This window comes from Dietzia sp. MNB45 (genome assembly GCF_051994785.1).
GTDB classification, from domain to species: domain Bacteria; phylum Actinomycetota; class Actinomycetes; order Mycobacteriales; family Mycobacteriaceae; genus Dietzia; species Dietzia kunjamensis.
The window spans coordinates 3,000,308-3,021,821 of the sequence record NZ_CP163397.1; the positions used below are offsets into that span (position 1 = coordinate 3,000,308).

The 21,514-nt window shown below is 70.9% G+C and carries 19 protein-coding genes; 7 read left to right on the forward strand and 12 right to left on the reverse strand.

Annotated elements, in window-relative coordinates:
- The first annotated feature begins 50 nt into the window (after positions 1 to 50).
- The 4 genes from AB5G72_RS14435 to AB5G72_RS14450 are packed head-to-tail and all read left to right on the forward strand — an operon-like array spanning position 51 to position 4,984.
- A complete protein-coding gene (locus tag AB5G72_RS14435) occupies positions 51 to 1,718 on the forward strand; it encodes an ABC transporter substrate-binding protein (protein ID WP_440220204.1) in 1,668 nt (555 codons plus the stop codon).
- Positions 1,715 to 2,725 carry an ABC transporter permease gene (locus AB5G72_RS14440; protein WP_440220205.1) on the forward strand — a complete coding sequence of 337 codons (1,011 nt, stop codon included), beginning with the start codon at positions 1,715 to 1,717 and terminating at the stop codon, positions 2,723 to 2,725. The genes AB5G72_RS14435 and AB5G72_RS14440 overlap by 4 nt, the downstream gene beginning before the upstream one ends.
- Positions 2,718 to 4,316 (forward strand): ATP-binding cassette domain-containing protein, encoded by a 1,599-nt coding sequence (locus AB5G72_RS14445; RefSeq protein ID WP_440220206.1) that lies wholly within the window; start codon positions 2,718 to 2,720, stop codon positions 4,314 to 4,316. Before AB5G72_RS14440 ends, AB5G72_RS14445 begins: the two co-directional genes overlap by 8 nt.
- On the forward strand, positions 4,313 to 4,984 hold the full coding sequence (locus AB5G72_RS14450; RefSeq protein WP_440220207.1) for an ATP-binding cassette domain-containing protein: 672 nt from the start codon (positions 4,313 to 4,315) through the stop codon (positions 4,982 to 4,984). The genes AB5G72_RS14445 and AB5G72_RS14450 overlap by 4 nt, the downstream gene beginning before the upstream one ends.
- Here the strand turns inward: AB5G72_RS14450 and ccsB are convergent.
- From ccsB to AB5G72_RS14480, 6 genes are all read right to left on the reverse strand, one after another.
- Complete coding sequence (gene ccsB, locus AB5G72_RS14455; RefSeq protein ID WP_159148586.1) at positions 4,981 to 5,979, reverse strand: c-type cytochrome biogenesis protein CcsB; 999 nt, start codon at positions 5,977 to 5,979, stop codon at positions 4,981 to 4,983. The two genes, AB5G72_RS14450 and ccsB, sit on opposite strands and share 4 nt — an antisense overlap.
- Positions 5,976 to 7,637, reverse strand: coding sequence for a cytochrome c biogenesis protein ResB (gene resB / locus AB5G72_RS14460; RefSeq protein WP_440220208.1), 1,662 nt, complete (start codon positions 7,635 to 7,637; stop codon positions 5,976 to 5,978). Before resB ends, ccsB begins: the two co-directional genes overlap by 4 nt.
- 210 nt (positions 7,638 to 7,847) lie before the next feature.
- Positions 7,848 to 8,297, reverse strand: a complete 450-nt coding sequence (gene cynS, locus AB5G72_RS14465; protein WP_440220209.1) for a cyanase — start codon at positions 8,295 to 8,297, stop codon at positions 7,848 to 7,850.
- Positions 8,298 to 8,372: 75 nt separating this feature from the next.
- The gene (locus tag AB5G72_RS14470) at positions 8,373 to 9,320 is read right to left on the reverse strand and encodes a formate/nitrite transporter family protein (RefSeq protein ID WP_440220210.1); all 948 of its coding nucleotides are present in this window, start codon (positions 9,318 to 9,320) and stop codon (positions 8,373 to 8,375) included.
- Positions 9,321 to 9,540: 220 nt separating this feature from the next.
- Entirely contained in the window at positions 9,541 to 11,205 is a 1,665-nt protein-coding gene (locus AB5G72_RS14475; protein WP_440220211.1) for a hypothetical protein, read from the reverse strand.
- A gap of 218 nt (positions 11,206 to 11,423) precedes the next feature.
- Positions 11,424 to 11,990, reverse strand: coding sequence for a DUF3558 family protein (locus tag AB5G72_RS14480; protein WP_440220212.1), 567 nt, complete (start codon positions 11,988 to 11,990; stop codon positions 11,424 to 11,426).
- 287 nt (positions 11,991 to 12,277) lie between these two features.
- Here AB5G72_RS14480 and AB5G72_RS14485 point away from each other — a divergent pair, with 287 nt between their 5' ends.
- A complete protein-coding gene (locus tag AB5G72_RS14485) occupies positions 12,278 to 13,243 on the forward strand; it encodes a WXG100 family type VII secretion target (RefSeq protein ID WP_440220213.1) in 966 nt (321 codons plus the stop codon).
- Positions 13,244 to 13,257: 14 nt separating this feature from the next.
- Positions 13,258 to 13,443: a hypothetical protein gene (locus AB5G72_RS14490; RefSeq protein ID WP_069388623.1), complete on the forward strand. Its 186-nt coding sequence runs from the start codon at positions 13,258 to 13,260 to the stop codon at positions 13,441 to 13,443.
- On the opposite strand, the gene AB5G72_RS14495 is transcribed toward AB5G72_RS14490, so the two are convergent.
- Positions 13,418 to 14,152, reverse strand: coding sequence for a hypothetical protein (locus AB5G72_RS14495; RefSeq protein ID WP_440220214.1), 735 nt, complete (start codon positions 14,150 to 14,152; stop codon positions 13,418 to 13,420). The genes AB5G72_RS14490 and AB5G72_RS14495 overlap by 26 nt on opposite strands.
- Positions 14,153 to 14,356: 204 nt before the next feature.
- Here AB5G72_RS14495 and AB5G72_RS14500 point away from each other — a divergent pair, with 204 nt between their 5' ends.
- Positions 14,357 to 15,721 (forward strand): DUF222 domain-containing protein, encoded by a 1,365-nt coding sequence (locus AB5G72_RS14500; protein ID WP_440220215.1) that lies wholly within the window; start codon positions 14,357 to 14,359, stop codon positions 15,719 to 15,721.
- A gap of 20 nt (positions 15,722 to 15,741) precedes the next feature.
- Here AB5G72_RS14500 and AB5G72_RS14505 read toward each other — a convergent pair whose 3' ends face one another.
- From AB5G72_RS14505 to AB5G72_RS14525, 5 genes are all read right to left on the reverse strand, one after another.
- Entirely contained in the window at positions 15,742 to 16,602 is an 861-nt protein-coding gene (locus AB5G72_RS14505; RefSeq protein ID WP_440220216.1) for a cytochrome c biogenesis CcdA family protein, read from the reverse strand.
- Entirely contained in the window at positions 16,599 to 17,207 is a 609-nt protein-coding gene (locus AB5G72_RS14510) for a TlpA disulfide reductase family protein (RefSeq protein ID WP_120286037.1), read from the reverse strand. The genes AB5G72_RS14505 and AB5G72_RS14510 overlap by 4 nt, the downstream gene beginning before the upstream one ends.
- A gap of 3 nt (positions 17,208 to 17,210) precedes the next feature.
- Positions 17,211 to 18,119, reverse strand: coding sequence for a histidine phosphatase family protein (locus tag AB5G72_RS14515; protein WP_259821741.1), 909 nt, complete (start codon positions 18,117 to 18,119; stop codon positions 17,211 to 17,213).
- Complete coding sequence (gene hemL, locus AB5G72_RS14520; protein WP_440221508.1) at positions 18,116 to 19,426, reverse strand: glutamate-1-semialdehyde 2,1-aminomutase; 1,311 nt, start codon at positions 19,424 to 19,426, stop codon at positions 18,116 to 18,118. Before hemL ends, AB5G72_RS14515 begins: the two co-directional genes overlap by 4 nt.
- 84 nt (positions 19,427 to 19,510) lie before the next feature.
- Entirely contained in the window at positions 19,511 to 21,433 is a 1,923-nt protein-coding gene (locus tag AB5G72_RS14525) for an alpha/beta fold hydrolase (RefSeq protein WP_440220217.1), read from the reverse strand.
- Positions 21,434 to 21,514: the final 81 nt, after the last annotated feature.

The following is a 21,514-nucleotide window of genomic DNA, read 5'->3' on the forward strand; positions in this document are numbered from 1 at the left end:
CGCACTAGGTGTCCGACCGGACACGTATCTCCCGTGGGTAGGGGACGCACTTGAGACCGTTCTACGCCGTGGCCAGCGTGGGCCTCGCAGTGGCCCTGGCCGCGTCGGGATGCGCGATGCCGTCCGCCGCTGGTGACGGCGGGGAGGGTGGTGGCAGCGGCGGCGGGAACGTCGGCAGCCGGGTCGTGCTGGCCGACTCCGCGCCGTTGGGCGAGTTCAACCCGGTCGCCGGGTACGGGTCCACCGGCGTCTCGCCGCTGTACGAGGGGCTGCTGCGCCCGGCGGCCGAGGACGACAAGACGCTGCCCGACCTGGTGCCCGCCCTGGCCGCGGCCGACCCGGTGGTCAGCGACGACGGGCTCACGTGGACCGTCCGGCTGCGCGAGGGCGTGCGGTTCCACGACGGCACCGCGCTCGATTCCGGGGACGTCGCGGCGACCTACCGGGCGGTGGCCGATCCGGTGTCGGGCTCGCCGATCGCGTCGGACTACACGTCGATCGCCCGGATCGGCACGCCGGACCCGCTCACCGTGGAGTTCGGACTCGACGCACCGGACCCGGGGATGCCCGCGCGACTGCTGCTCGGCATCGCCCCGTCCGAACTGCTCGCGCCGGGGCCGGCCGCGGAGTCCCCGCTCAACACCGCGCCCGTCGGCACCGGCCCCTACCGGCTCCAGCGCCTCTCCCCCGGCGAGGCCGTGCTGGTGGGCGATCCCGACCACCGCGACGGCGCCCCCGACGTCGACACCCTCGTCTTGCGATCGGTGCCCGACGAGAACGCCCGCGCCCAGATGATCGTCACCGGCGAGGTCGACGGCACCGTCCTGCCACCCGCACTGGCTGCCGGGCTGGCCGACCGCGACGGGCTGGAGCTGGTGTCGGTGGGCAGCGCGGACTGGCGGGCCGTGGCCTTGCCCACCGCGCACCCGTTCACCGGCGACCCGGCGGTCCGGCGCGCGTTGTCGCTGGCTGTGGACCGCGAGTCGCTGGTCGAGCACGTCCTGGCCGGGCACGGTCGGCCCGCCACCTCGCCGATCACCGACGCCTACCCGGAGTTCGAACCGGTGGGCGTAGCCGGCGAGCAGCCCGATGCGGACCCGGCCGCGCGCCGGGCCGTCGCGCGGGGACGGCTCGCCGAGGCCGGGTGGCGGCCCGGGCCGGACGGGGTGCTGGTCCGCGGGGGCTCCGCCGACAGGGCCGAGTTCGTGCTGGCCTATCCCGTCGCCGACTCGCTGCGCCGCGAACTCGCCTCGGCGGTGGCCGACCAGCTGCGCGAGGTGGGCGTGGCCGTGGAACTGTGGGGCGGGACGTGGGACGAGATCGAGGCCCGCGCCGGGGAGGTGGCGGTCCTGCTCGGCGGCGGCGACAACCCGTACACCGTCGACACCCAGGCCTACCGCACCCTGCATTCGCGGACCCCGCTGTCCGGACCGCTGGACAACCCCGGCGGCTACGGCGACGCGGACGTCGACCGCGCCCTCGACGCCGCCCGCCGCGCCGCCGACCCGGCCGAACGGACCCGCCTCTACCGGCAGGCCCAGCAGGCCTACTACCGCGACCCCGGGCACCTGTTCCTCGTGACGCTCAAACACACCTATCTCGTCCGCGACACAGGCCACACCGGCCCCGCCCCGATCCTCGAACCGCACTCCCACGGCGCGACCTGGGGACCGTGGTGGGCGATCGCGCGCTGGTCGTCGGAGCGGACGGCAGAGTGACCGGCCCGCCCGTGATCCGGCGACTGCGTGAACGGCGGGCCGACCTCGCACGCGTCACGGTCCGCCGGGCGCTCGCCGCGCCGATCGTCGTACTCGCCGTGACGCTGGCGGCGTTCGTCATGGCCGACGCCTCACCACTCGACCCGCTGGCCGCCCACCTCGGCGACGGCTACGAACGCCTGACCGACGCCGAACGCTCGGCCGCCGCCACCGCCCTCGGCACCGATCGGCCCTGGTGGCAGGCCTGGACACAGTGGATCGCGGGACTGGCGACCGGCGACGCCGGCTACTCCCCCACCTACCGCCAACCGGTGCTCGACGTACTCACCGAGCGACTTCCGTGGACCGTGGGACTGTCTGCGGTGGGGCTGGGGATCGCCCTCGTCGTCGTCGTCCTCTCCGGCCTCATCGCGGCAGCGCGCCCCTACGGCGCGATCGACCGGGCGCTCGCCGGGGCGGCGGTCACGCTGAGTTCGATCCCGACGTTCGCGCTGGCCCTGGGCTCGGTGGCGGTGTTCTCGGTGGCGCTGGGGTGGATGCCCGTCTCCGGCGCGGCCCCGCCCGGCCAGGCGGCCACGGTGGGCGGCGTAGTGCGCTACGGCATGCTGCCCGCGCTCGTGCTGGCCGCCGGGCAGGTGCCGTGGATGCTGCTCGCGTTCCGGCGGGCGGTGCTCGACGCGGAGGCGTCGCCGGCCGTCGCCGAGGCGCGGGCCCGTGGACTGGGCGAATGGACCGTTCTGAGCAGGCACGTCGCACCCGTCGCGTGGGCGCCGCTCATCGCGCTGCTGGGCTCGCGGGTGCCCGAGGTGATGGTCGGATCGCTGGTCGTGGAGACCGTCTTCGCGTGGCCCGGGGTGGCGGCTGCGACCGTCGACGCCGCGCTCGGGGCCGACTTCGCGCTGCTCGCCGCGGTGACGGTGGCGGCGTCGCTCACCGTCCTGGTCGGCACGTGGCTCGCCGACTGCCTGCTGCTCGTCGCCGACCCGAGGGTGCGGATCGATGCGTGATCGGGCGGGGGGGCGGGTGGCTGGCCTGCGGGCGGCGGGCGGGGTGATGCTCGTGGCCGTGGTGGCGTTCGCCCTGGTGTGGCCCGCGATCGCGCCCGCCGATATGGCGTCGTCCGGGTACCTGTCAGCCGACCTGCCGCCGACGTGGGCGCACCCGATGGGCACCGACGGGCTGGGGCACGACCTGTCCGTCCGGGTGGCGCAGGCGCTGCGGGTGTCGCTCGCGGTCGCCGCGGGCGCCGCGGTGCTCGCCGGAGTGCTCGGGGTGGCGGTGGGCGCCGGAGCGGCGGCGTGCGGTGGCCGGGTCGACGCGGCACTCATGCGGTGCGCCGACGCCGTCGCCGCCGTGCCGCACCTGCTCGCCACGGTCGTGGTGGTGGCGCTGTTCCGGGGCTCGCTCGCCGCCATCGTGGTGGCCCTGGCGCTGACGCACTGGCCGGCCGTCGCGCGGGTGGTGCGGGCCGAGGCGCAGCAGATCATGGCGTCGCAGTACGTCGCCGCCTCCCGCGTCGCCGGGGCGTCCCCGCTGCAGCTCGCGCGGTGGCACGTCCTGCCGGCCGTGGTCGGACAGGCCGGCCTCGCGATGGTGCTCATGATCCCGCACGCCGTGTGGCACGAGTCGACCCTGTCGTTCCTCGGCATCGGGATGCCGCCCGAACGGCCCAGCCTCGGCACACTGGTCGCGCTGTCCCAGTCCGGACTCCTGCTCGGCCGGTGGTGGCCGTTGGCCTTCCCCACCGTCGCGCTCATCGCGGTGACCGTGGCGGTGGCGCTGCTGGGGCCCGGGACGCCGGGGCGCGGGTGGGTGCGGCGCGGATCGGTGCGATGCAGGGCCCCCGTGGGTGACCACAACCCCGGCGACCACCACCGCGACGACGACGACGAGGTGGGCTCCAGCCGGGCGAGCCTGACGGTGGACGATCTCGTGGTGGCGCACCGGGGCCCGGGCTCGGTGCGGGCGGTCGACGGGGCATCCCTGCGGATCGAGACGGGCCGGGTCGTGGCGATCATCGGGCCGTCGGGCGCCGGCAAGTCCAGCCTGCTCGACGCCTGCGCCGGGATGACCCCTGCGGGCGCGATCACCGCAGGCCGGGTGGCGCTGGGCTCCGGCGGGTCGACCGGTCACGTCCCCCAGTCCGCCGCGGCCGCGTTCACCCCGACCCGGCACCTGCGGGGGCAGCTCGAGGAAGGACTCGCCGTTGGGCGCCGGGGCCGTGGCGCCCGCGGTGGCCCGGGCGACCGCGAGGGCCTCGATGCCGACGCCCTCTGTCGGCTCGTGGGGATCGATCCCGCCCTGGCCGACCGGTACCCGCACCAGCTCTCCGGCGGGCAACTGCGCCGGATGGCGATCGCGGCCGCGCTGAGTACCAACCCCACCGTCCTGCTCGCCGACGAACCCACCACCGGCCTGGACGCCGACCTGGCCCGGACCGTCCTGACGACGCTGCGCCGACTGGCCGACGACGCAGGACTCGCGATTCTCCTCACGACCCACGACCATGCCGCGCTCGCGGCGAGCGGCGTCGCCGATGAGGTCCTCGAGATGCGAGGCGGGCGGCTCCGGTCGGTCGCGGAGGTGGTCTCGGCATGACGCTGGCCGCGCGCGGGGTCGCCTTCCGGCACGCCGGACCCGACGGATTCGCGTTGCCCCCGACCGACCTGACCGTGCGCGGGGGCCGGATCACCGCGCTGGTGGGTCCCTCCGGAAGCGGAAAGACCACCCTCGCGCACCTGCTCGCCGGGCTGCTGGCCCCCACCGCCGGGACGGTGACGGTGACGGACGAACCCGGGACGCCGACCGACGGCCCGGGTGTGCGGGAGGTGCGGCGCCGGCGCGGCCGACTGCCCGGGCACACGGCGCTGCTGGACCAGGACCCGATGGCGTCGGCGGACCCCCGGATGACGCTCCGCCGGATGATCGCGCTCCCCGGACGGCTGCGCGGGAACCCGGTGGACGTGGACGCGCTCGCCCGGGAGGTCGGACTGGACCCCGGCCTACTCGACCGACGGCCCGAACAGGTCTCCGGCGGACAACTCCACCGCGCCTGCCTCGCCCGGGCGCTGGCCCAGCGGCCGCGTTACCTGATCGCCGACGAGGCCACCGCGCATCTGGACCCCGAAAGCACGAACGCGATCGCGGGCGTCCTGCGGGCCCGCGCCGACGGGGGGCTCGGCGTCCTCGCGATCACCCATGATCAGCAGCTCGCGGCCGACTGGGCCGACGTCGTCCACACGATGGGCGACGCCGCCGGGAGCTAGTTCAGCCCGGCGTAGGAGTGCAGGCCCGAGACCACGATGTTGATGAAGAACAGGTTGAACACCAGCACAGCGAAGCCGGCGATGTTGATCCACGCCGCCTTCTTGGGGCCCCAGCCGCTGGTCGCACGGGCGTGCAGGTAGCCCGCGTAGAGCACCCACGAGATGAACGACACCGTCTCCTTGGGGTCCCAGCCCCAGAAGCGGCCCCACGCGCTCTCGGCCCACACGGCGCCGAGCAGGATGCCCACGCCGAAGACCGGGAAGCCGATGACCGTGGTGCGGTACGCGAGGCGGTCGAGGGTCTCGGCTGCCGGCAGTGGACGGGCCAGGCGGGCGCCCCACCCGTGCTCCTGCCCCTGCGGCTGCCACACGCGGATGAGGTACATGATCGACACGACACCGGGGATGAGCAGGATGCCCGAGCCCAACGCGATGATCGACACGTGGATCGGCAGCCAGTACGAGCGCAGCGCCGGGACCACGGGAGCGGCATCCGAGTACAGGTGGGTCCCGCCGAAGAACAGCAGCACCAGGATCGGCACCAGCAGATACGGCCACACCACCTGCAGCGCGGGCTTGCGCAGCCAGATCAGCCCCGCCGCCACCGCCAACAGGGTGCTACCCAGGATGAACTCGTACATGTTGCCCCACGGGAACCGCTCCGTGGACAGCCCCCGCAGGACGAGGGACGCGGCGTGGAACACGAACCCGAGCACCACGAACAGCTGCGCGATCCGCGCCCAGCGCACGTTGCCGGCCGAGGCCCGCTCCTCGTCGCCGGTGTCGGTGAGGGACCGCGACTCCGTCAGCCCGGTCCCACCGGCCGTGACCAGTTCCTTCTCCGAGACCTTGGCCACGCGGAAGCCCGCGTAGTAGATCAGCGACGCGATCAGCGCCAGTGCATAGATCCCGAAGGCCGTCCGGAACGCCAGGTCCGAGTAGGTGGCCAGCGTCTCGTCGATGGGCAGGCCCTGTGCGAGGGTCGAAGTGATCACCGGGTGTCGTCCTTCCGCGCAGCGTCGGCGGCGGTACCGCGACTAGTTGAAGTGTGGCCCGTGTCGGCCTCACCCGGCAACACGGGTGTGACAGCCGCCGCCGAGACCAGCCGGTCCCGGAGCTCGTCGAACTCGCTCCCCCAGCCCGATCGGTCCGTCTTGGCCAGGCCACCCAGATCGACACGGGTGACCTCGTCGTCGTCGACACTCACTCGCGCCCAGATCCTCCGGCGCCGCACCATCAGGCTGAGCACCAACCCCGCCATCATCACGGCGGCCGACACCCCCACCCAGATCTGCGTGGGGTCGGAGGAGACCTGGATGTTGACGAACTCCTCGGCGCCGTCGAAGCGGACCTCGGTGCCGTCGGGGAGGGTCGTGGATTCGCCGGGCTTGAGGTTGACGCGGGCCTCGCGGTTGAGCGCGCCGGACTCGATGAGGTCCGGCTCGAGCGAGAAGACCGACTGCGGGCGGCCCGTGTCCAGGCCGGCGTCCCCGCGGTAGACGTCGATCGCCACCGCCGGGTCGTCCATGCGCGGGAACCGCGAGCTCAGCAGGGTGCCGTCGAACTGCGCGGTCGGCGCGAACAGGCCCTGGATGGCGATCTGCTGCGTGCGCCGCTCGGCCAGATCAGGGTACATGCCAGCGGGCGGGTCGAAGCGCATGATGCCCGAGGACAGGAACGTCTGCAGCTCGGTCGGTGACCAGTGCTGGGTGTCGGTGCGGGTCTCGCCGTTGGGGTACGTCACCGTGAACGTCGGCGCGAAGCCGTGTCCCTGCAGGTAGACGCGGGTGGAGCCGATGCGCAGCGGGTGGTTGACCCGCATCTCGTACGGCTGCCACGTGTCGGGGTCGGTGGTGGTGACCTCTTCCGTGTAGCGCACGTTGGAGGTGAACATCTCGGCCTGACCGTTGGGCAGGTAGTCGGCGCGGAAGTCCTCGATCTTGATGCAGAACTGTTCGAGGTCCGTGCCGTCCACCAGCAGGCCGGCGCGGAACGAGTCGTACGCGCTGGGCGTGGTGTTGCAGAACGCCGGGGACTCCTCATTGGCGACGATGACGCGCATGCCCTCGGCGTAGACGAACTTGCCGGCCGCGAACATGACGAGCAGCGCGAGCAGGCCGAAGTGGAAGACGATGTTGCCGACCTCCCGCGAGTAGCCGCGCTCGGTGGACAGTTCGATGGTGCCGGGGACGCGGCCGTCGCCGTCGTTGCGGCGGACCCGGCCCTTGAGCTCGCGACGGATCTGGTCCGCGGCCTGCTCCGGCGTGGCCGTGGTCCGGTATGCGGCGTGGTGCGGCAGGCGGGACAGGTTGCGCGGGGTCAGCGGCGGGGGCGTGCGCAGCTGGCGGACCAGCTCGAAGCAGCGCGGGGTGAGGCAGCCGACCAGCGAGACGAACAGCAGGACGTAGATGGCGGTGAACCACCAGCTGCTGAAGACGTCGAACAGTTGGAGCTTGTCGTAGGTCTCGCCCAGCCACCCGTTCTCGGCGATGTACTCGTTGACGTTGCCCTCGTTGAGGCTGCGCTGTGGCAGGAGCGCGCCCGGGATGGCGGCGACGGCCAACAGGAACAGCAGGATCAGCGCCGTGCGCATGGCGGTGAGGGTGCGCCACGCGTTGCGGAGGAACGCGGTGACGGCAGCGGTTCTGGGCATGGGGTCCATCTGCGGGTCGCGGCGCGCCGAGGCGGCTCGGGGCGTGGCTCGGCGCCGGTCGCACCCAGGCTAGTGGGGCGAACCTGAGCGAATCCTGGCAGGGTGTGGACGTCCGGCACAGGTGTGGCGGGGATCTCCGCCCCACCGCGGCCAGCACCACCGATACCCGGACGCGGCCGTCACCGACTGCGCCCTCAACGACTGCGGCCGTCACCACCGATAGTCGAGGAATTTCCCGTCCAACGTGATCACCACCCGGTCGCCGTCCGGGTCGGCGCGACGGTTGATGTCGACAGTGAAGTTGATCGCGCTCATGATCCCGTCTCCGAACTCCTCGTGGATCAGTGCCTTGAGCGCCGGCCCGTACACCGACACCGCCTCGGTCAACCGATAGATCGTCGGATCGGCCATCACCTCCGCCGGTGTGCCGCGGCTCGGCTGCAGGGCGAGGCTCTCCGCCACGGTGTCGTCGAGGCCGAGGAGGTCGCACACCGACCGCGCCTGCTCGGTCGACAGCGGGTGCTGGCCGAGTAGCGCCGCGGTGGTCCACACCAGCGGGGTCGCCAGATGTTCGGCCAGGTCGGCCCAGGTGCGGCCCTGTCGGATGCGGGCGGAGTCCACGAGCGCCGCGGCCTCGTGCCTGGACATGATGGGGGTCATCGAACGGATCCTCTCGGTGGGCGGGTGGGCTGGCGGGTGGGCGAATCGGCAGGTGGGCTCGCGCGCGTGCGGGGGTCAGACTGCGGCGGGCTCGGTGGTCGCGCGCTCTGTGGTGGCTCTCGCGGTGGCGGCTCGCTCGGTCGTCGCGCGCTCGGTGGCGGCTCGCTCGGTGGCGGCGGGCTCGGTTGTGGCGGGCTCGCTGTCCGTGTCAGGGGACGACGTCCGCCGGGCCTTGGTGCGCGCGTGGGTGACGTAGAGGGTCAGTCCCACGAACAGCAGCCCGCCCACGAGGTTGCCGGCGACGGTCGGGATCTCGTTCCACACGAGGTAGTCGCCGAGGGAGAAGTCGCCGCCCAGCATCAGTCCGGTCGGGAACAGGAACATGTTGACCACGGAGTGCTCGAAGCCCATGTAGAAGAACAGCATCACCGGCATCCACATGGTCAGTGCCTTGCCGCTGACGCTGGTGGACATCATGGCGGCGACCACGCCGGTGGAGACCATCCAGTTGCACAGCACGCCGCGGAAGAACAGTGTCAGCATCCCGGCTGCACCGTGTTCGGCGTAGCCCAGCGTCCGGGATTCACCGATCTCGCCGAGCCGCTGGCCCACCTCGTCCGGGGCGACGTTGAACCCGTAGGTGGTGATGAACGCGATGAGGAACGCCACGGTCAGCGCGCCGGCGAAGTTGCCGACGAAGACCAGTCCCCAGTTGCGCAGCATGCCCCCGACCGTGACGCCGCGGCGCTTGTCGAGCAGGGCCAGTGGCACGAGGGTGAACACGCCTGTGAGCAGGTCGAAGCCCAGCAGGTACAGGAGGATGAAGCCGACCGGGAACAGCACTGCTCCGAGGAGTGCACTGCCGGTCTGGACGGTGACGGTGACGGCGAATGCCGCCGCGAGCGCGAGGATCGCGCCGGCCATGAATCCGCGGATGAGTGTGTCGCGGGTGGACATGTGGACCTTCTTCGCCCCGGCGTCGATCATCGCGCGGGTGAAGTCCTGGGGTTGGACGTAGGACACGGGTGCCTCCAGCTGTGCGGCGGTGGTGGTCGTACCGCGCCAAGTCTGGGAGGTCTGTGTGTCTGGTTGGTGACCCCACTGTGCGGGCTGGTTACCCTTTGCTCACCGCGCGGGGGATCGCCCGTGAGGCCGGCGCCGCTCGGGCGGACACGCGGGCCGGCAGCGCCGGTGTTCCCAGGTCGGCGCCTTGGGTCGCATCCTCGCCTGCCGCTCGCGTTGCTTAGTGCCGGTCCGCACCCCCGCCGGTGTAGTCGCGGCCGATCACGCGCCCCCGGAACGGTTCGGGCTGGTCCGACTGCCCGGCAGCAGTGGGGTCTTCCACGAGTGCGCGGCCCAGCACCGCGGGCGCGACCTTGACCGGATCGCCGATGATCGCCGTGGTGTTGGTGGCGTTGGTCAGGTAGCTCGCGGGGGTGTGGCCGCGGCGGTCGTTGTTCTGCCCGGCCCCTGCCGCGCCCATCACTCCACCCATCGGCATTGCCCCAGCTCGCCCGGCGTGTGCCGCACTTGGTGACGACGACGAAAACGCCCCTGCACCCGGTCCCGCGGCACCTGCGCCTGCCGAACCGGCCCCGGGAGCTCCTGCGGCCGGGCCGCCGCCACCGAATCCGGCCAGGGTGCCGGCGCCACCCATGCGTGAGGCTCCTGCACCTGCGGCCGCAGCCCCGCCGCCGCCGACCAGCCCGGCTGTCGAGCCGAACCCGCGATCCCGATTGCGGTTGCTGTCGCCGACGGTTCCGCCTCGGATCCCACGGATCCCGGCCGCGCCGCCGGCTCCGGCGCCAGCGCCGGTCTGCTGACCGTGTGCGCCCGGTATCGGCGCGAACGGCGCCCCCGCTGCGGTCGTCGTGGCGTTGACACCACTTCCCGCCCCTGCCTGTCCCGCTGACGGCGCTGCCGCTCCTCCCCCGTCGGCGGCGCCTGCCCTCGCAGCCAGGAGAGCTTGCTCAGTGGCGGCATCCACGGCTGCGGTGGGAGTGCTCGTCGTCGTCATCCCCGGCGCTGCGCCGCCCGCGGTCCCGGCGGCCACCTGCGCCTCGTTGCCCGCTCCGCTCGCACCACCCGCGAGGGCGGCGATTGCGGCAGCATTCGGCGCCGCCGGCTGGGCGGGCCGCGGTATGCCCTCGGTGTTCCAGACGCGCGCCATGTCGATGCCGTTGGGCCCGCCCAGCGCCGAGGTCGACACCACCCGGTACGCGGCGGTGAAGTCGAGGTCGTCCAGGTTGGCGTCCATGACCGCGGGGCTGTACTCGGTGTTGACGATCGCCCTGGCCTGCTCCTCCGCCGCCGCCATTCGGGCCCGCGACTCCGCAGCGGCAGTCAGCCCCGCAGGTCCGTGCTCCCGACCGGAGAGCTGCGCGATTTTGGCCTGCGCTGCCTGATCGGCGACGTTGGTGCGGGTGGTGACGAACCCGTCGTGCGCGCGCCTGGCCTTGGCTGCGACCTGCTCCAACTCCCCCGACAGGGCGAGCGCCGAGTTCACCAGGCCCGTCACCGAATCCTGCGCACTCGACGCGAACTCCCCCTGCCAGCTGCTACCGAGGATGTTGTTGAGGTCGCTGTTGAGCTGTTCCGCAGCTGAGTTCAGCGCCTCCGAGACTCTGGTGGCCCGCTCATCGATGTCGCTGAACTGGCTCGGCTGCAGCTCTTCGGCACATTGTGCGATGCGCTCCAGCGGCGAATCCGACACATCCTCCGGCCCCACTCGCCCGTAGGCGCCCATGACGCACATGTCCTGGAGTGCGAAGACGTCCGATTCGCTTGCATGTATCAAGCCGAGGCTCTGCAACCCTGCCGGCTCCTCAGCCGCCTTCGACAACGCCCCCGCCAACGCCTCATCCTGCGCCTCGATGAGCCCCCCGGCGGCGGCGAACAAGAGCGACATTGCTCGGGCTTGGTCTGTAAACCCATTAAGCAATGTCGACAAGTCGTCAACGGCAAACAGCGAGTACACGGTTCCGATCTGGCGGGCAGTATCAAAAGAATCGGTTCCGATGGATTGCGACTGCCACCAGCGGAACCTAGATGCCGACGAGACCTGCTCGATGAACCGCCCGCACGCACTGACGCAAGCGTCAGCAACACTTGGATCAAGGTGAACCATTACTGGAAGTCCCCTTCTGACAGATATGGCATGACTGAAAGAATCGACTCATCCAAAACTGAACATGGATCCGCGAAGTTCTCGCCCCTGAACGCAAATAGACCGTGAATGAGGTCCACACTTACTATAAGGGTGCCCTCCGGTGTGAAAAATGATTGCTGGCAACCGTTTTCCCCCATATCCGCCTTACTGAGGAGTCGTAAACTCGGGCGACCTGAAACTTTCGACTCGCTAGCGACCAAGGAATCATCTCCCAGATAATCTCCTCGCGACTTCCACGTCGACAGCACTCCGAAAATGACTTCGCCGTTCTTCCAACCGCAGGCAAGCAAATCTCCGGGCTCATTAATCCGCAACTGTTCGTCCTGGCGAACTGGCGAGCCAACCCCTTCCTCGATGGCCTCGATCGGGATCTCGGCACACGGGTCGAACAGGGCGGGCCGCTGCTCGATCGGCAGATCCCAGGGATTGCCCGGCTCCTCGGCAGCGGCTGGGCTCGTCGTCGTCGACGTCTCCTCTCCCCCGTCAGCCGACGCGCACCCGGACAGCACCACAACGGCGGCCACCAACGCGGCTACGAACGCTCTACTTTTCCCCACAACCTGTACGACGGGCCTAGCCGCCGAACGGTTCCCCCGACCTGAGGTCCGCGGCGCCAAATCGCGTCGGCGCAGGTCGGAAGGGGCGTCGTCAGGTCGGTAGGCGCTCACGATCAGAGATCATCCCAGTCGTCACCGGCCGACGGGTGGGTCATCAAGTTCCGGGCCCACAGATTTCTGTGCCGGGTGTGGAACCGGACGGTGGGCTCGCGACGTCGTACCTGGTGACGGACAAGGTGCAGGAAGGGCGAGGCGTGAGCTACACGATCGGGCCGATCAGTCGCTGGGACACCACCGCGCTGACCGCCGCCGGGGACGCCATTGCCACCCGTCGTGCCACCGCACCAGGGTTACGGACATCCTTGGCCGACGGGCGGGACACACTCGCCGAGGACTGGTCCGGCGTCGCCGCAGACGCGGTCATCGACGCCGCCGAAACCGAGAAGTCGCACGTCACCAAGCTCGCAGACGGGCTCGAAGACCTCACCGATGCCCTGGCCCGAGCCGAAGCGGCGCTGCAACCCGCAGTCCAATCGGTACGCGACCGAGTCCGGGACGCCGTCAGTGCCGGACTGGTCGTCGGCCAAGACTCCATCGGCCCCGGGCCCGGCCGCGACGACATCACCCAGGACACCGTGAACGTTCACGCCGAGGCGATCCGCATGGCCCTGGACACCGTGCGGTCGCTCGACGAGCACTACGGCCGCGAGATCGACCTCGTGGCCACCCAGCTCCACGATGCGATCCCGCCAGAAGTCGACCGGCGACCGATACCGGGAGGGTCACGAAACGGTTGGTTTGGCGCAGTCGACGCCGTGACCGGCGCGGCCGGCTACGGGTTCCCCATAGCGGCCGACGAGCTGGACCCCGAAACTCGTGGAAAACACAAGCTCAACCCTGTTGCGGACGCCCCCGGAAAGGCGTGGGCTGGCGTCCTACGCGGCCTCGGCAGAGCGGCCGGCCCTGCCGGCGCAGCCGTCACCATCTACGACGGCGTCGAGGGATACGCAAGGGGCGAGACCTCGGCTGCTGAAGCGTCACTGGAGACAGTAAGCGCTCTCGCCGGTGGCGCCACAAGCGGTGCGGCGCTCGGGGCCATGACGGGCAGTGCTGTCGGCCCACTTGGCGCGATCCTCGGCGCTGGCGTCGGCGCAGCGGTCGGCAGCTACTTGGGAAAGAAGGGGGGAAGTGCGGTGTTCGACCGATACTTCACCCCGTGACTAGGAGGAACCGAATGGACGACGACAAACCTTCCCTCAACCACAAAATTCGCTGGATATGGCTAAGGCCGCCGACCTGGGTTGCATTCACTCACAACATCCGCCTAATAGTGGCTAACGACCCCTCGGTCGTCGTTCGAATTTTCGGAGGTCTGGCGGTTATCGGCGGGGTGATCATCTGGGGCGAGTTCTTCGCCTGACTGGGGGCCAGCGGCGCAGGCTCGTATCACTCGTCGAGAAGATCTCTGCATTCCTCTTCGGTCGATTGCTCGAGGCACTCCATCCACCGAACCTGGTCGTCAACCCAGGGATGCCGCGAGCTTCGGTCGATTGCTCGAGGCACTCCATCCACCGAACCTGGTCGTCAACCCAGGGATGCCGCGGTTCCTGTCCGACATCCTGACGCCACACGTAGTTGTCGCACAGGATCGCAACGCCACTGGCGTCGACCGCCCTGCGGCCGATATCCGCTCCCATGCACTCCGCACCGAGGCGTGGCCCCGCCTGCCGCATCGCCTCCTCGACTGCCGGATTCGGCGCCAACTGCGGGTCACGCGACCACGCGGCACCGTCGGTGTACTGCAAACGGGCGCAGAAGGCGGTCACGCCGTCAGCGAAGACGGCCAACGCACCGCGGGGCCCGCACTCAGCACCCTCGGCCACGATCGCCGGGGTCGGCGCGGCAGGACTGTGGGGTGTCTCGTAGAGCGTTGTGGAGGTCGGTGTTGCGATCTCCTGCGAAGTGGCCTTTTCGGCTGTGGTCACAGTAAATGCCGACGAAGTGGCGGAGGTGGGCGCCGGCCCCGGCGCATCATCAGCACCTCTTCCGAAGTCGCCGCACCCGGACACGACGATGAGCACTGCCGTCAGCACACCGGTCACACTCACTCGCTCCGCGGCCACGTTCATGTGATCAGTATTGACACCGTCATCGTGGTGGGAGGCCTATTACACAAACCAGTTCGCGCAGTCCCCCGCAAGGCCAGCTGAGTCTGGGCGCAATCGGGCGAGTAGTCCGCGAGCACGCGGCGGTGATGGCACCGGCGTTCCTCTTTCACTGACCCGAACTGGGACGACCCGTTCGTGTCGTACCTAGGTGATCTAATCGAACACATGAGCGACACCGAGATGCGAGCCACGGCCAGCAGGGAGCTGACCGCCGCGCTGTCCGCGCTCGATGCCCACCTTGAGCGCGACTGGGCGGATGTGTCACCGGCCGAACTGCACGCCGAACTGGTCGCCCTCGAACAGGCCCAACGCCGCATCCGCGCCTCCCAGGCCCGCGTCTTGGCCACCGCCCGCACCTCGGGTACCGCACGGCAGATGGGATTCGTCAACGAGCGACAGATGCTCACCGGCGGCCTGGGCCTGGCCCCCGGGGAGGCGCGCGGCCGACTCGACGACTCCGCCATCGCCGACTCCGCCCGCATGCGCGCCACTGCCGAGGGCACCCTGTCCGCCGGGCACCTCAAGATCATCAACGCCGCCCTGGCAGCCCTGCCCGACGACTACGACGACGAGGCGCGCGCACACCTGGAAGCGCAGCTGATCGCCCTGGCCGCCGACCAATGCACGACCCGCCGCCTCCAGGAACACGCGCACCGACTCCTGGACGCTGTCGATCCGGGGCGCACCGAGCGCGGCGCAGCAGAGCGGGCCCGCCGCCGCTCGGTCACGTGCGGCGGCCAGGGACTGGACCTGATGGCCCGCGCGGCGATGACCATGGACCCGCAACTGGCCGCGCTGATGCGCGAAGTCCACGCCCGATGGGGCCAGCCCGGCCGCCTGTGGCCCGACCCCGAGGAGAAGGACACCCGCACCGACGGTCAACGCATGCACGACGCGATGGTCCACGCCCTTCAACTGGCCCTGTCCGCAGATGCCGCCAAGACCGGGGCACCGGCGGCGATCGTGGTCCGCGTGGACCTCGACCAGCTGGCCACGCTCGCCGGCTGCGGCGAGACCGACGGCGGGATCCGCGTACCCGTGCCCCAGGCGCTGGCCATGGCCCGCGGCAACCACTGGTTCCTGGCCCTGTGCGACAAGGAGATCGACCTGCGACTGTTCCGCAGTCGCCGCACCGCCTCCCGCTACCAACGCCTGGCCCTGTTCGCCGCCTACGGAGGCTGCACACACCCCGACTGCGACCAGGACGCCCGACACTGCGAAGCCCACCACGCGGGCAGACCCTGGGCCGCCGGAGGCCTCACCAATATCGACGAACTCGCCCTGGCCAGCGGCGACTGCCACGCGATGATCCACGACACCGGCTGGTCCACCATCCCCGACCCGCGCGCGCCCCAGGGCGTCAGGTGGATCCCACCCGCTGGAACCCCCCGCGCGGCCGACCCGCCACGGCCCAAACCCGGACCACCACCACCGTCACCACTCGAAGCGCCGATACTTCCGTTCGCGCTCCTCCACGACTTCGACGCCGCAATCACGCAACGCCACGACGCAGTCCGGGAGGCGGCGTGATGACGCCCGGCGTGGGTGGGTCAGATGGGCAGCGTGGTGTCCGAGATGGCGAAGTCGCGCAGCCAGTCGATGAACAGCGCCCACCCGCCGGACAACAGCAGCAGACCCACGATGATGAGCATGACTCCGCCGAACACCTGGATGGTCCGGGTGTGCTTCTGCAGCCAGCCGACGGTCCGCATCGCCCAGGTGGAACCGAACGCCACGACGACGAAAGGCAGACCCAGACCGAGACAGTAAGCCACGATCAGCAGCACTCCACGCGCCGCGTCGACCCCGGTGCCCGCGGCGACCGAGAGCGCGGCAGCCAGGGTCGGCCCCAGACACGGGGTCCAGCCCAGGGCGAACACGGCGCCGAGCATCGGGGCGCCGATCCAGGTGGACAGCGACTTGGGTTGCATGCGGGTGTCCCGCTGCAGGGTGGGGACGAGGCCGATGAAGACGAGCCCCATGAGGATCGTCACCACGCCCCCGAGACGCTGCAGCAGCTCTTGCTGGGGTGCCAGGTACTGCACGGTGCCCAGCACCATGGCGCTGAGCATCACGAAGACCACGGTGAATCCGCCAACGAACAGCAGCGACGCGCCCACCACACGGGCGCGCGAGGACCGTCGGGTGCGGCGCTCCTCCATCGTCAACGTGGCGGTGGCGGCCCGCTGGCGTTCGGCGGCGGCAGCGGTAGCCGGCGGACGAGCGGCGCCCACGACGCTGGCGAGGTACGCCAGATAACCGGGCACCAGCGGGATGACGCACGGCGAGGCGAACGACACGAGGCCTGCCAGGATGCACGCGCCCAATGCGAGCAGGATCGGGCCGCTGGCCACGGTCTGCTGGAACGTCTCCCCCACACTCTGTGCGAGCAGGATCGTCTCCGGGTTCACGTCTGGTCGACCTCCTCGGCGAGGAGCTCGCTGACGGTCTCGCGCAGCTCGTCGTCGGTGATCTCGGCCAGGTACACGGCGGCCACCCGGTGCTGCTTGTCGAGGATGATCGTCGCCGGCACCACGGACGTCGGGAAGCCCCGCAGCGCGGCGACCGCGGCGTTACTGGGATCCCAGATCGAGGGGAACGTGATGCCGTTGTCCTTGACGAAGTCCACCGGCTTCTGCCGGTTGGGGTCGCGCAGGTTGATGCCGAACACGGTGGCACCCTGGGGCTCGAATTCCTCCTGCAGGCGCTGCAGGTCGTCGGACTCGGCCCGGCACGGTCCACACCACTGGCCCCACAAGTTGAGGATCACCACCTCGCCGGCGAAGTCCTCCTGCACGGTGAGTGTGCGGTCCGGGTCGAGCAGGTCGGGACCGGTGAGCGTCGCGACGGGCTTGCGCTCGGCCGGGGGGTCGTAGTGGATCTCGATCTGCCCGTCGGGGCTGACGAACTCGAACGTCTCCGGGCCCACCACCACGGCGTCGTCGCCGGTCGCACAGCCGCCGACGAGGGCGCCGGTCACCAGCAGCGCGCCGAGGGCGGCCTTGGGCTTGCGCATGATTCAGGCTCCAGTCTGCGACGGGTCGGATGCCCCCGCCGGTTCCGAATAGACGATGTCGCGCAGTGTCGTGCCCTCGAACACCAGCGAGGTGATCGAGGCCAGCGAGCACTGCCGCTTGCGCGGGTCGTGCCACAGGCGCCGCCCCTCGAGGAAGCGGCGTGTGGTGTAGACCGGCAGCTGGTGGCTCACCAGCACGGCTTCGTGCCCGCGGGCGGTGTCGAGGGTGGAGTACACGGCGCCGATCATGCGGTGCGCGATCTGCAGGTAGGGCTCACCCCACGACGGCCGCATCGGGTTGAGCAGGATCGGCCAGTACTGCGGGTCGCGCAGGGCGCCGCCGGGGCCGCCCACCTTGCGCCCCTCGAAGCGGTTGTCGGCTTCGATGATGTCGGCGTCGATCCCCACCGGGAGTCCCAGGGCCTCGGCGAGGGGGGCCGCAGTCTCCTGTGCACGCTGCAGCGGCGAGGCGACGATCGACACGATGTCGTGCCCCTGCCCCAGCACCCGGCCGACGGTCTCGGCCTGGCTCCGCCCCAGCTCGGACAGTCGGAACTCGGGCAGTCGCCCGTAGAGGATGCCCTCGGGATTGTGGACCTCACCGTGACGCACCAGGTGCACGATCGTCTGCGTCTCGCCGGCGCGAGCCGAGGTGTCACGAGGGGTCGACGACGACGAGACCGGCTGCCCCGGAGCGGCGATCGTCCCCGGCTCGGCCCCGTAGGCCGCGGACCCCTCCGGCTGCGACTCGAGGGGAGGCTCAGCCGGGGTCGCGGTGGCCCCGGACCCGCCCAGCGACGGCGGCGCCACGGCGGGGGCGGGATGATCTCCCCGGAGGGGGATCGGCAGTGAGGTGGGTCCCGTCGACGGGACGGCGAGCCGCCCGCGCAGTCCTCGTCCGCTGCTGCTCATCGGCCCGTCTCCGGGGCGGACGCCGCGGCGGCAGCTTCCGCGGCCACCGGCAGCGCGTCGGAGATGTGCTGGAAGTCGTCGTCGGTGAGCGCGGTGGAGACGAACCAGGTCTCGAACGCGCTGGGCGGAGCGTAGATGCCGCGGTCGAGCAGCGTGTTGAAGAACGGCGCGTAGCGGAAGGTCTCGGCGGCCTTGGCCCCGGCGTAGTCGGTGACCTGATCCTCGGAGAAGAACACGCTGAGCATGGTGCCCGCCCGCTGGATGGTGTGCGCGACACCCGCGGCCTGCAGAGCGTTGCTGATCAGCGCCTCGAGCCGGTCGGCGTTGGTCTGCAGCGTGTAGTAGCAGGAGTGGTCGGCCAGCCGCAGGGAGGTCAGTCCCGCCGCCACGGCGACGGGGTTCCCGGACAGGGTGCCGGCCTGGTAGACGGGGCCGGCGGGGGCGAGGGCGGCCATGACGTCGGCGCGACCTCCGAACGCGGCGGCGGGCAGCCCTCCGGACATGACCTTGCCGAATGTGGTCAGGTCGCCGGCGACACCGTCGATCCCCCACCAGCCGCGGTCCCCGGCACGGAATCCGGTCATGACCTCGTCCATCACGAGCAGTGCCCCGTTGTCGGAGCACAGGGTGCGCAGTTCCTCGTTGAAGCCGGGCAGCGGCGGGACGGTGCCCATGTTGCCGGCGGCGGCCTCAGTGATCACGCAGGCGATCTCGTCGCCGTGGTTGGCGAAGGCCACCCTGACGGCGTCGATGTCGTTGTACGGCAGCACGATCGTGTCGTGGGCGGTCGCGCCGGTGACGCCGGGCGAGTCCGGCAGCGCGAACGTGGCCAGGCCCGACCCGGCGTCGGCGAGCAGTGCGTCGACGTGTCCGTGGTAGCACCCGGAGAACTTGACGATCTTGGAGCGGCCGGTGAATCCGCGGGCCAGGCGCACGGCGCTCATGGTGGCCTCGGTGCCGGAGTTGACCAGGCGCACCTCGTCGACGGAGGTGCGGGCGACGATCTCGCGGGCGAGGTCGACCTCACCCTCGGTCGGGGTGCCGAAGCTCAGTCCGCGGGTGGCGGCGTCGCGGACGGCGTCGACGATCTCGGGGTGGGCGTGCCCGTGGATCATGGGGCCCCACGAGCAGACGAGGTCGATGTAGGTGTTGCCGTCGACGTCCGTCATGCGGGAACCCCGCGCTTCACGCATGAAACGCGGGGTTCCGCCGACGGAGTTGAAGGCGCGGACCGGGGAGTTGACTCCGCCGGGGATCAGCTCGCGGGCCTCGGCGAAGAGCTCGGCCGATCGGGTGGTGCCGGACATGCCGGACGGGGTCTTGAAGGCATCACTCGAAGAGGTCACCGGACCAGTGTCTCAAAGTCCGGCCGCGAGCACCCCCTCGCGGTCTCAGCCCTGCGGCGGAGCCGGCGGGGCGAGGGGGGCGAACAGCGACTTCGCGGCGGCGTCGACCTGTCCGGCGAGGTCGTGCACGGCCTTCTCCGCGTCGGCGACGGCCGTCTCCGCCTGCTGCTGCAGCTCCTGCGGCGTGGGCAGCGGCACGGATGCGGGCGTCGGCGTGGCGACGGACCCCGAGGCAGGGGCGGGCGCGGCCGCGGAGCCGACCGCCGGGGCGCCGACGGAACCGGTGCCGGCCGCGTTCACGGCGCCGGTACCGGCGTCGCGGTGGGTGCCGTACCAGTCGTCAGCACCGTCGACGGGAGCGGACATGCCCTGCTGGGCGGCGGCAGTGCGCTCGGCCTGGCCCCACTTCGGCAGGGGCTCCGGCGACGGCTTGCCCGCGACGTGGCCGGGCTCGGCGATCCCGGTCTCCAGGAACTCCATCACGAGCTTGTCGACGGCCTCGTTGCCCATGCGGAAGGTGCCGTGGTCGCCGCCACCGACGGTGACCAGTGCGCCACCCATGGCCTCGGCCACGCGGTGCGCGCCGGCGATGGGGGTGATGGCGTCGTCCTCGGAGTGCAGCACCAGCGGCTTCTCGTCGAGGGCGTCACCGTTGGGGCTGATGGTCTTGGCGACCGGCTGCCAGCCCACGCAGTCGTCGCCGGCGGCCTCGACGGCGGCGCGGGCGGTGAGGCGGTTGCCGCCGGTGTACTTGTCGGCCTTGGCCGCGATGACTCCCAGCTGGTCGGCCGGGGCAGCGGTCTCGTTGCAGGTGATGATCGAGTTCATCTCGATGTCGGTGCGGTACACCGGCGAGCGGTTCTCCTGCGCGGCCAGCATCAGGGCCACGGTCTCGTAGTCGGCACGCGCGATGGTGCCGCCGTCGTTGTAGTACTTGAGGATGTGGGCGAGCATCGGCCAGGCCTGCTCGGAGTAGGTGGCGCCGACCGTGGCGTCGTAGAGCCCGGTGGTGGCGTTGTTCGTCAGCCCCTGCAGCGCCGCGGCGCGGGCGAATCCCTCGACGCGTGCGCGGGCGGGGGCGGTCCCGTTGATCACGTCGAGCGCGGGCTTCTCGACGGCGCTGCCGCGGAGCTCCACGGGCAGGTCGCCGGTCTGCGCCGGCGGCGGGGTGAGGTTGGCGGGGCCGCCCACCTCCTGGTCGGTGACCCACTTCCAGGAGTGGAAGACCTTCAGCGGGGTGTCCCCGAGGCCGTAGTAGTCGTCGCGCTCGGCGATCCAGGCGAAGATGTCGTTGACCCGCTGCTCCTGGGCGAGCGCGCCCTGCTCTGCCTGTGTGTTCCAACGCCAGTCGGGGTGGGTGTTGGAGTCCAGCACCATACGGCCGGTGGCCTCGGGGAACAGGGTGGCGAAGTCGGTGCCGATCGCGGTGCCGTAGGACACGCCCACGTAGTCGACCTCTGCCAGCTCGAGCGCCTCGCGGACCGCGTTCATGTCGCGGGCGGCATTCTCGGTGGTCATGGACTTCATGTACTCGGGGTCGGTCCCGTAGCACGCGTCGTGGAGCGGGTTGACCGTGTTCGGGCCCACGTAGTCCACGTTGCAGACCATGGGGTTGGAGCCGTACAGCCCGCGGGGCTGGACGGCCACGAGGTCGTGGTTCTCGTACAGGCCGGCCGGGTTGGCGCCGTCGAGGGCCGGGCTCCAGAAGTTCAGGGCGTAGTTGCCGGGCCCGCCGGGGTTGCCGAACACGGTGGAGCGCGCCTGGCCGGACGAGGCCTTGATGCGGGTGAGCGCGATCTGGGTCTTGGCGGCGTCGGGCGCGGTGTAGTCCACGGGGACCTCGACGGTTCCGCACTCGAGACCGGCGGGGACGTACTCGGCCTCGATGCCGAGCATCTCGGTACAGTCCTGCCATTCGACCTGGGCGGCCGAGGCCACTCCCGATCCCAGAAGTGCGATCGCTCCCACGACCGCGGTGGTGCCAACGAAAGTGCTGGAAGGCTGCACCGATCCCCGTTTCCCTGTGCTGTAGGCGTCACTCCGGCGAAT

Bases quoted from the DNA above. Each gene is read 5' to 3' on its own strand.
- AB5G72_RS14510 (WP_120286037.1), bottom strand. From the start codon at position 17,207: ATGCGCAAGCCCAAGGCCGCCCTCGGCGCGCTGCTGGTGACCGGCGCC.
- AB5G72_RS14515 (WP_259821741.1), bottom strand. From the start codon at position 18,119: ATGAGCAGCAGCGGACGAGGACTGCGCGGGCGGCTCGCCGTCCCGTCG.
- resB (WP_440220208.1), bottom strand. From the start codon at position 7,637: ATGCCCAGAACCGCTGCCGTCACCGCGTTCCTCCGCAACGCGTGGCGC.
- AB5G72_RS14495 (WP_440220214.1), bottom strand. From the start codon at position 14,152: ATGAACGTGGCCGCGGAGCGAGTGAGTGTGACCGGTGTGCTGACGGCA.
- AB5G72_RS14490 (WP_069388623.1), top strand. From the start codon at position 13,258: ATGGACGACGACAAACCTTCCCTCAACCACAAAATTCGCTGGATATGG.
- hemL (WP_440221508.1), bottom strand. From the start codon at position 19,426: ATGTCCGGCACCACCCGATCGGCCGAGCTCTTCGCCGAGGCCCGCGAG.
- AB5G72_RS14450 (WP_440220207.1), top strand. From the start codon at position 4,313: ATGACGCTGGCCGCGCGCGGGGTCGCCTTCCGGCACGCCGGACCCGAC.
- AB5G72_RS14445 (WP_440220206.1), top strand. From the start codon at position 2,718: ATGCGTGATCGGGCGGGGGGGCGGGTGGCTGGCCTGCGGGCGGCGGGC.
- AB5G72_RS14500 (WP_440220215.1), top strand. From the start codon at position 14,357: ATGAGCGACACCGAGATGCGAGCCACGGCCAGCAGGGAGCTGACCGCC.
- AB5G72_RS14475 (WP_440220211.1), bottom strand. From the start codon at position 11,205: ATGTCGCTCTTGTTCGCCGCCGCCGGGGGGCTCATCGAGGCGCAGGAT.
- cynS (WP_440220209.1), bottom strand. From the start codon at position 8,297: ATGACCCCCATCATGTCCAGGCACGAGGCCGCGGCGCTCGTGGACTCC.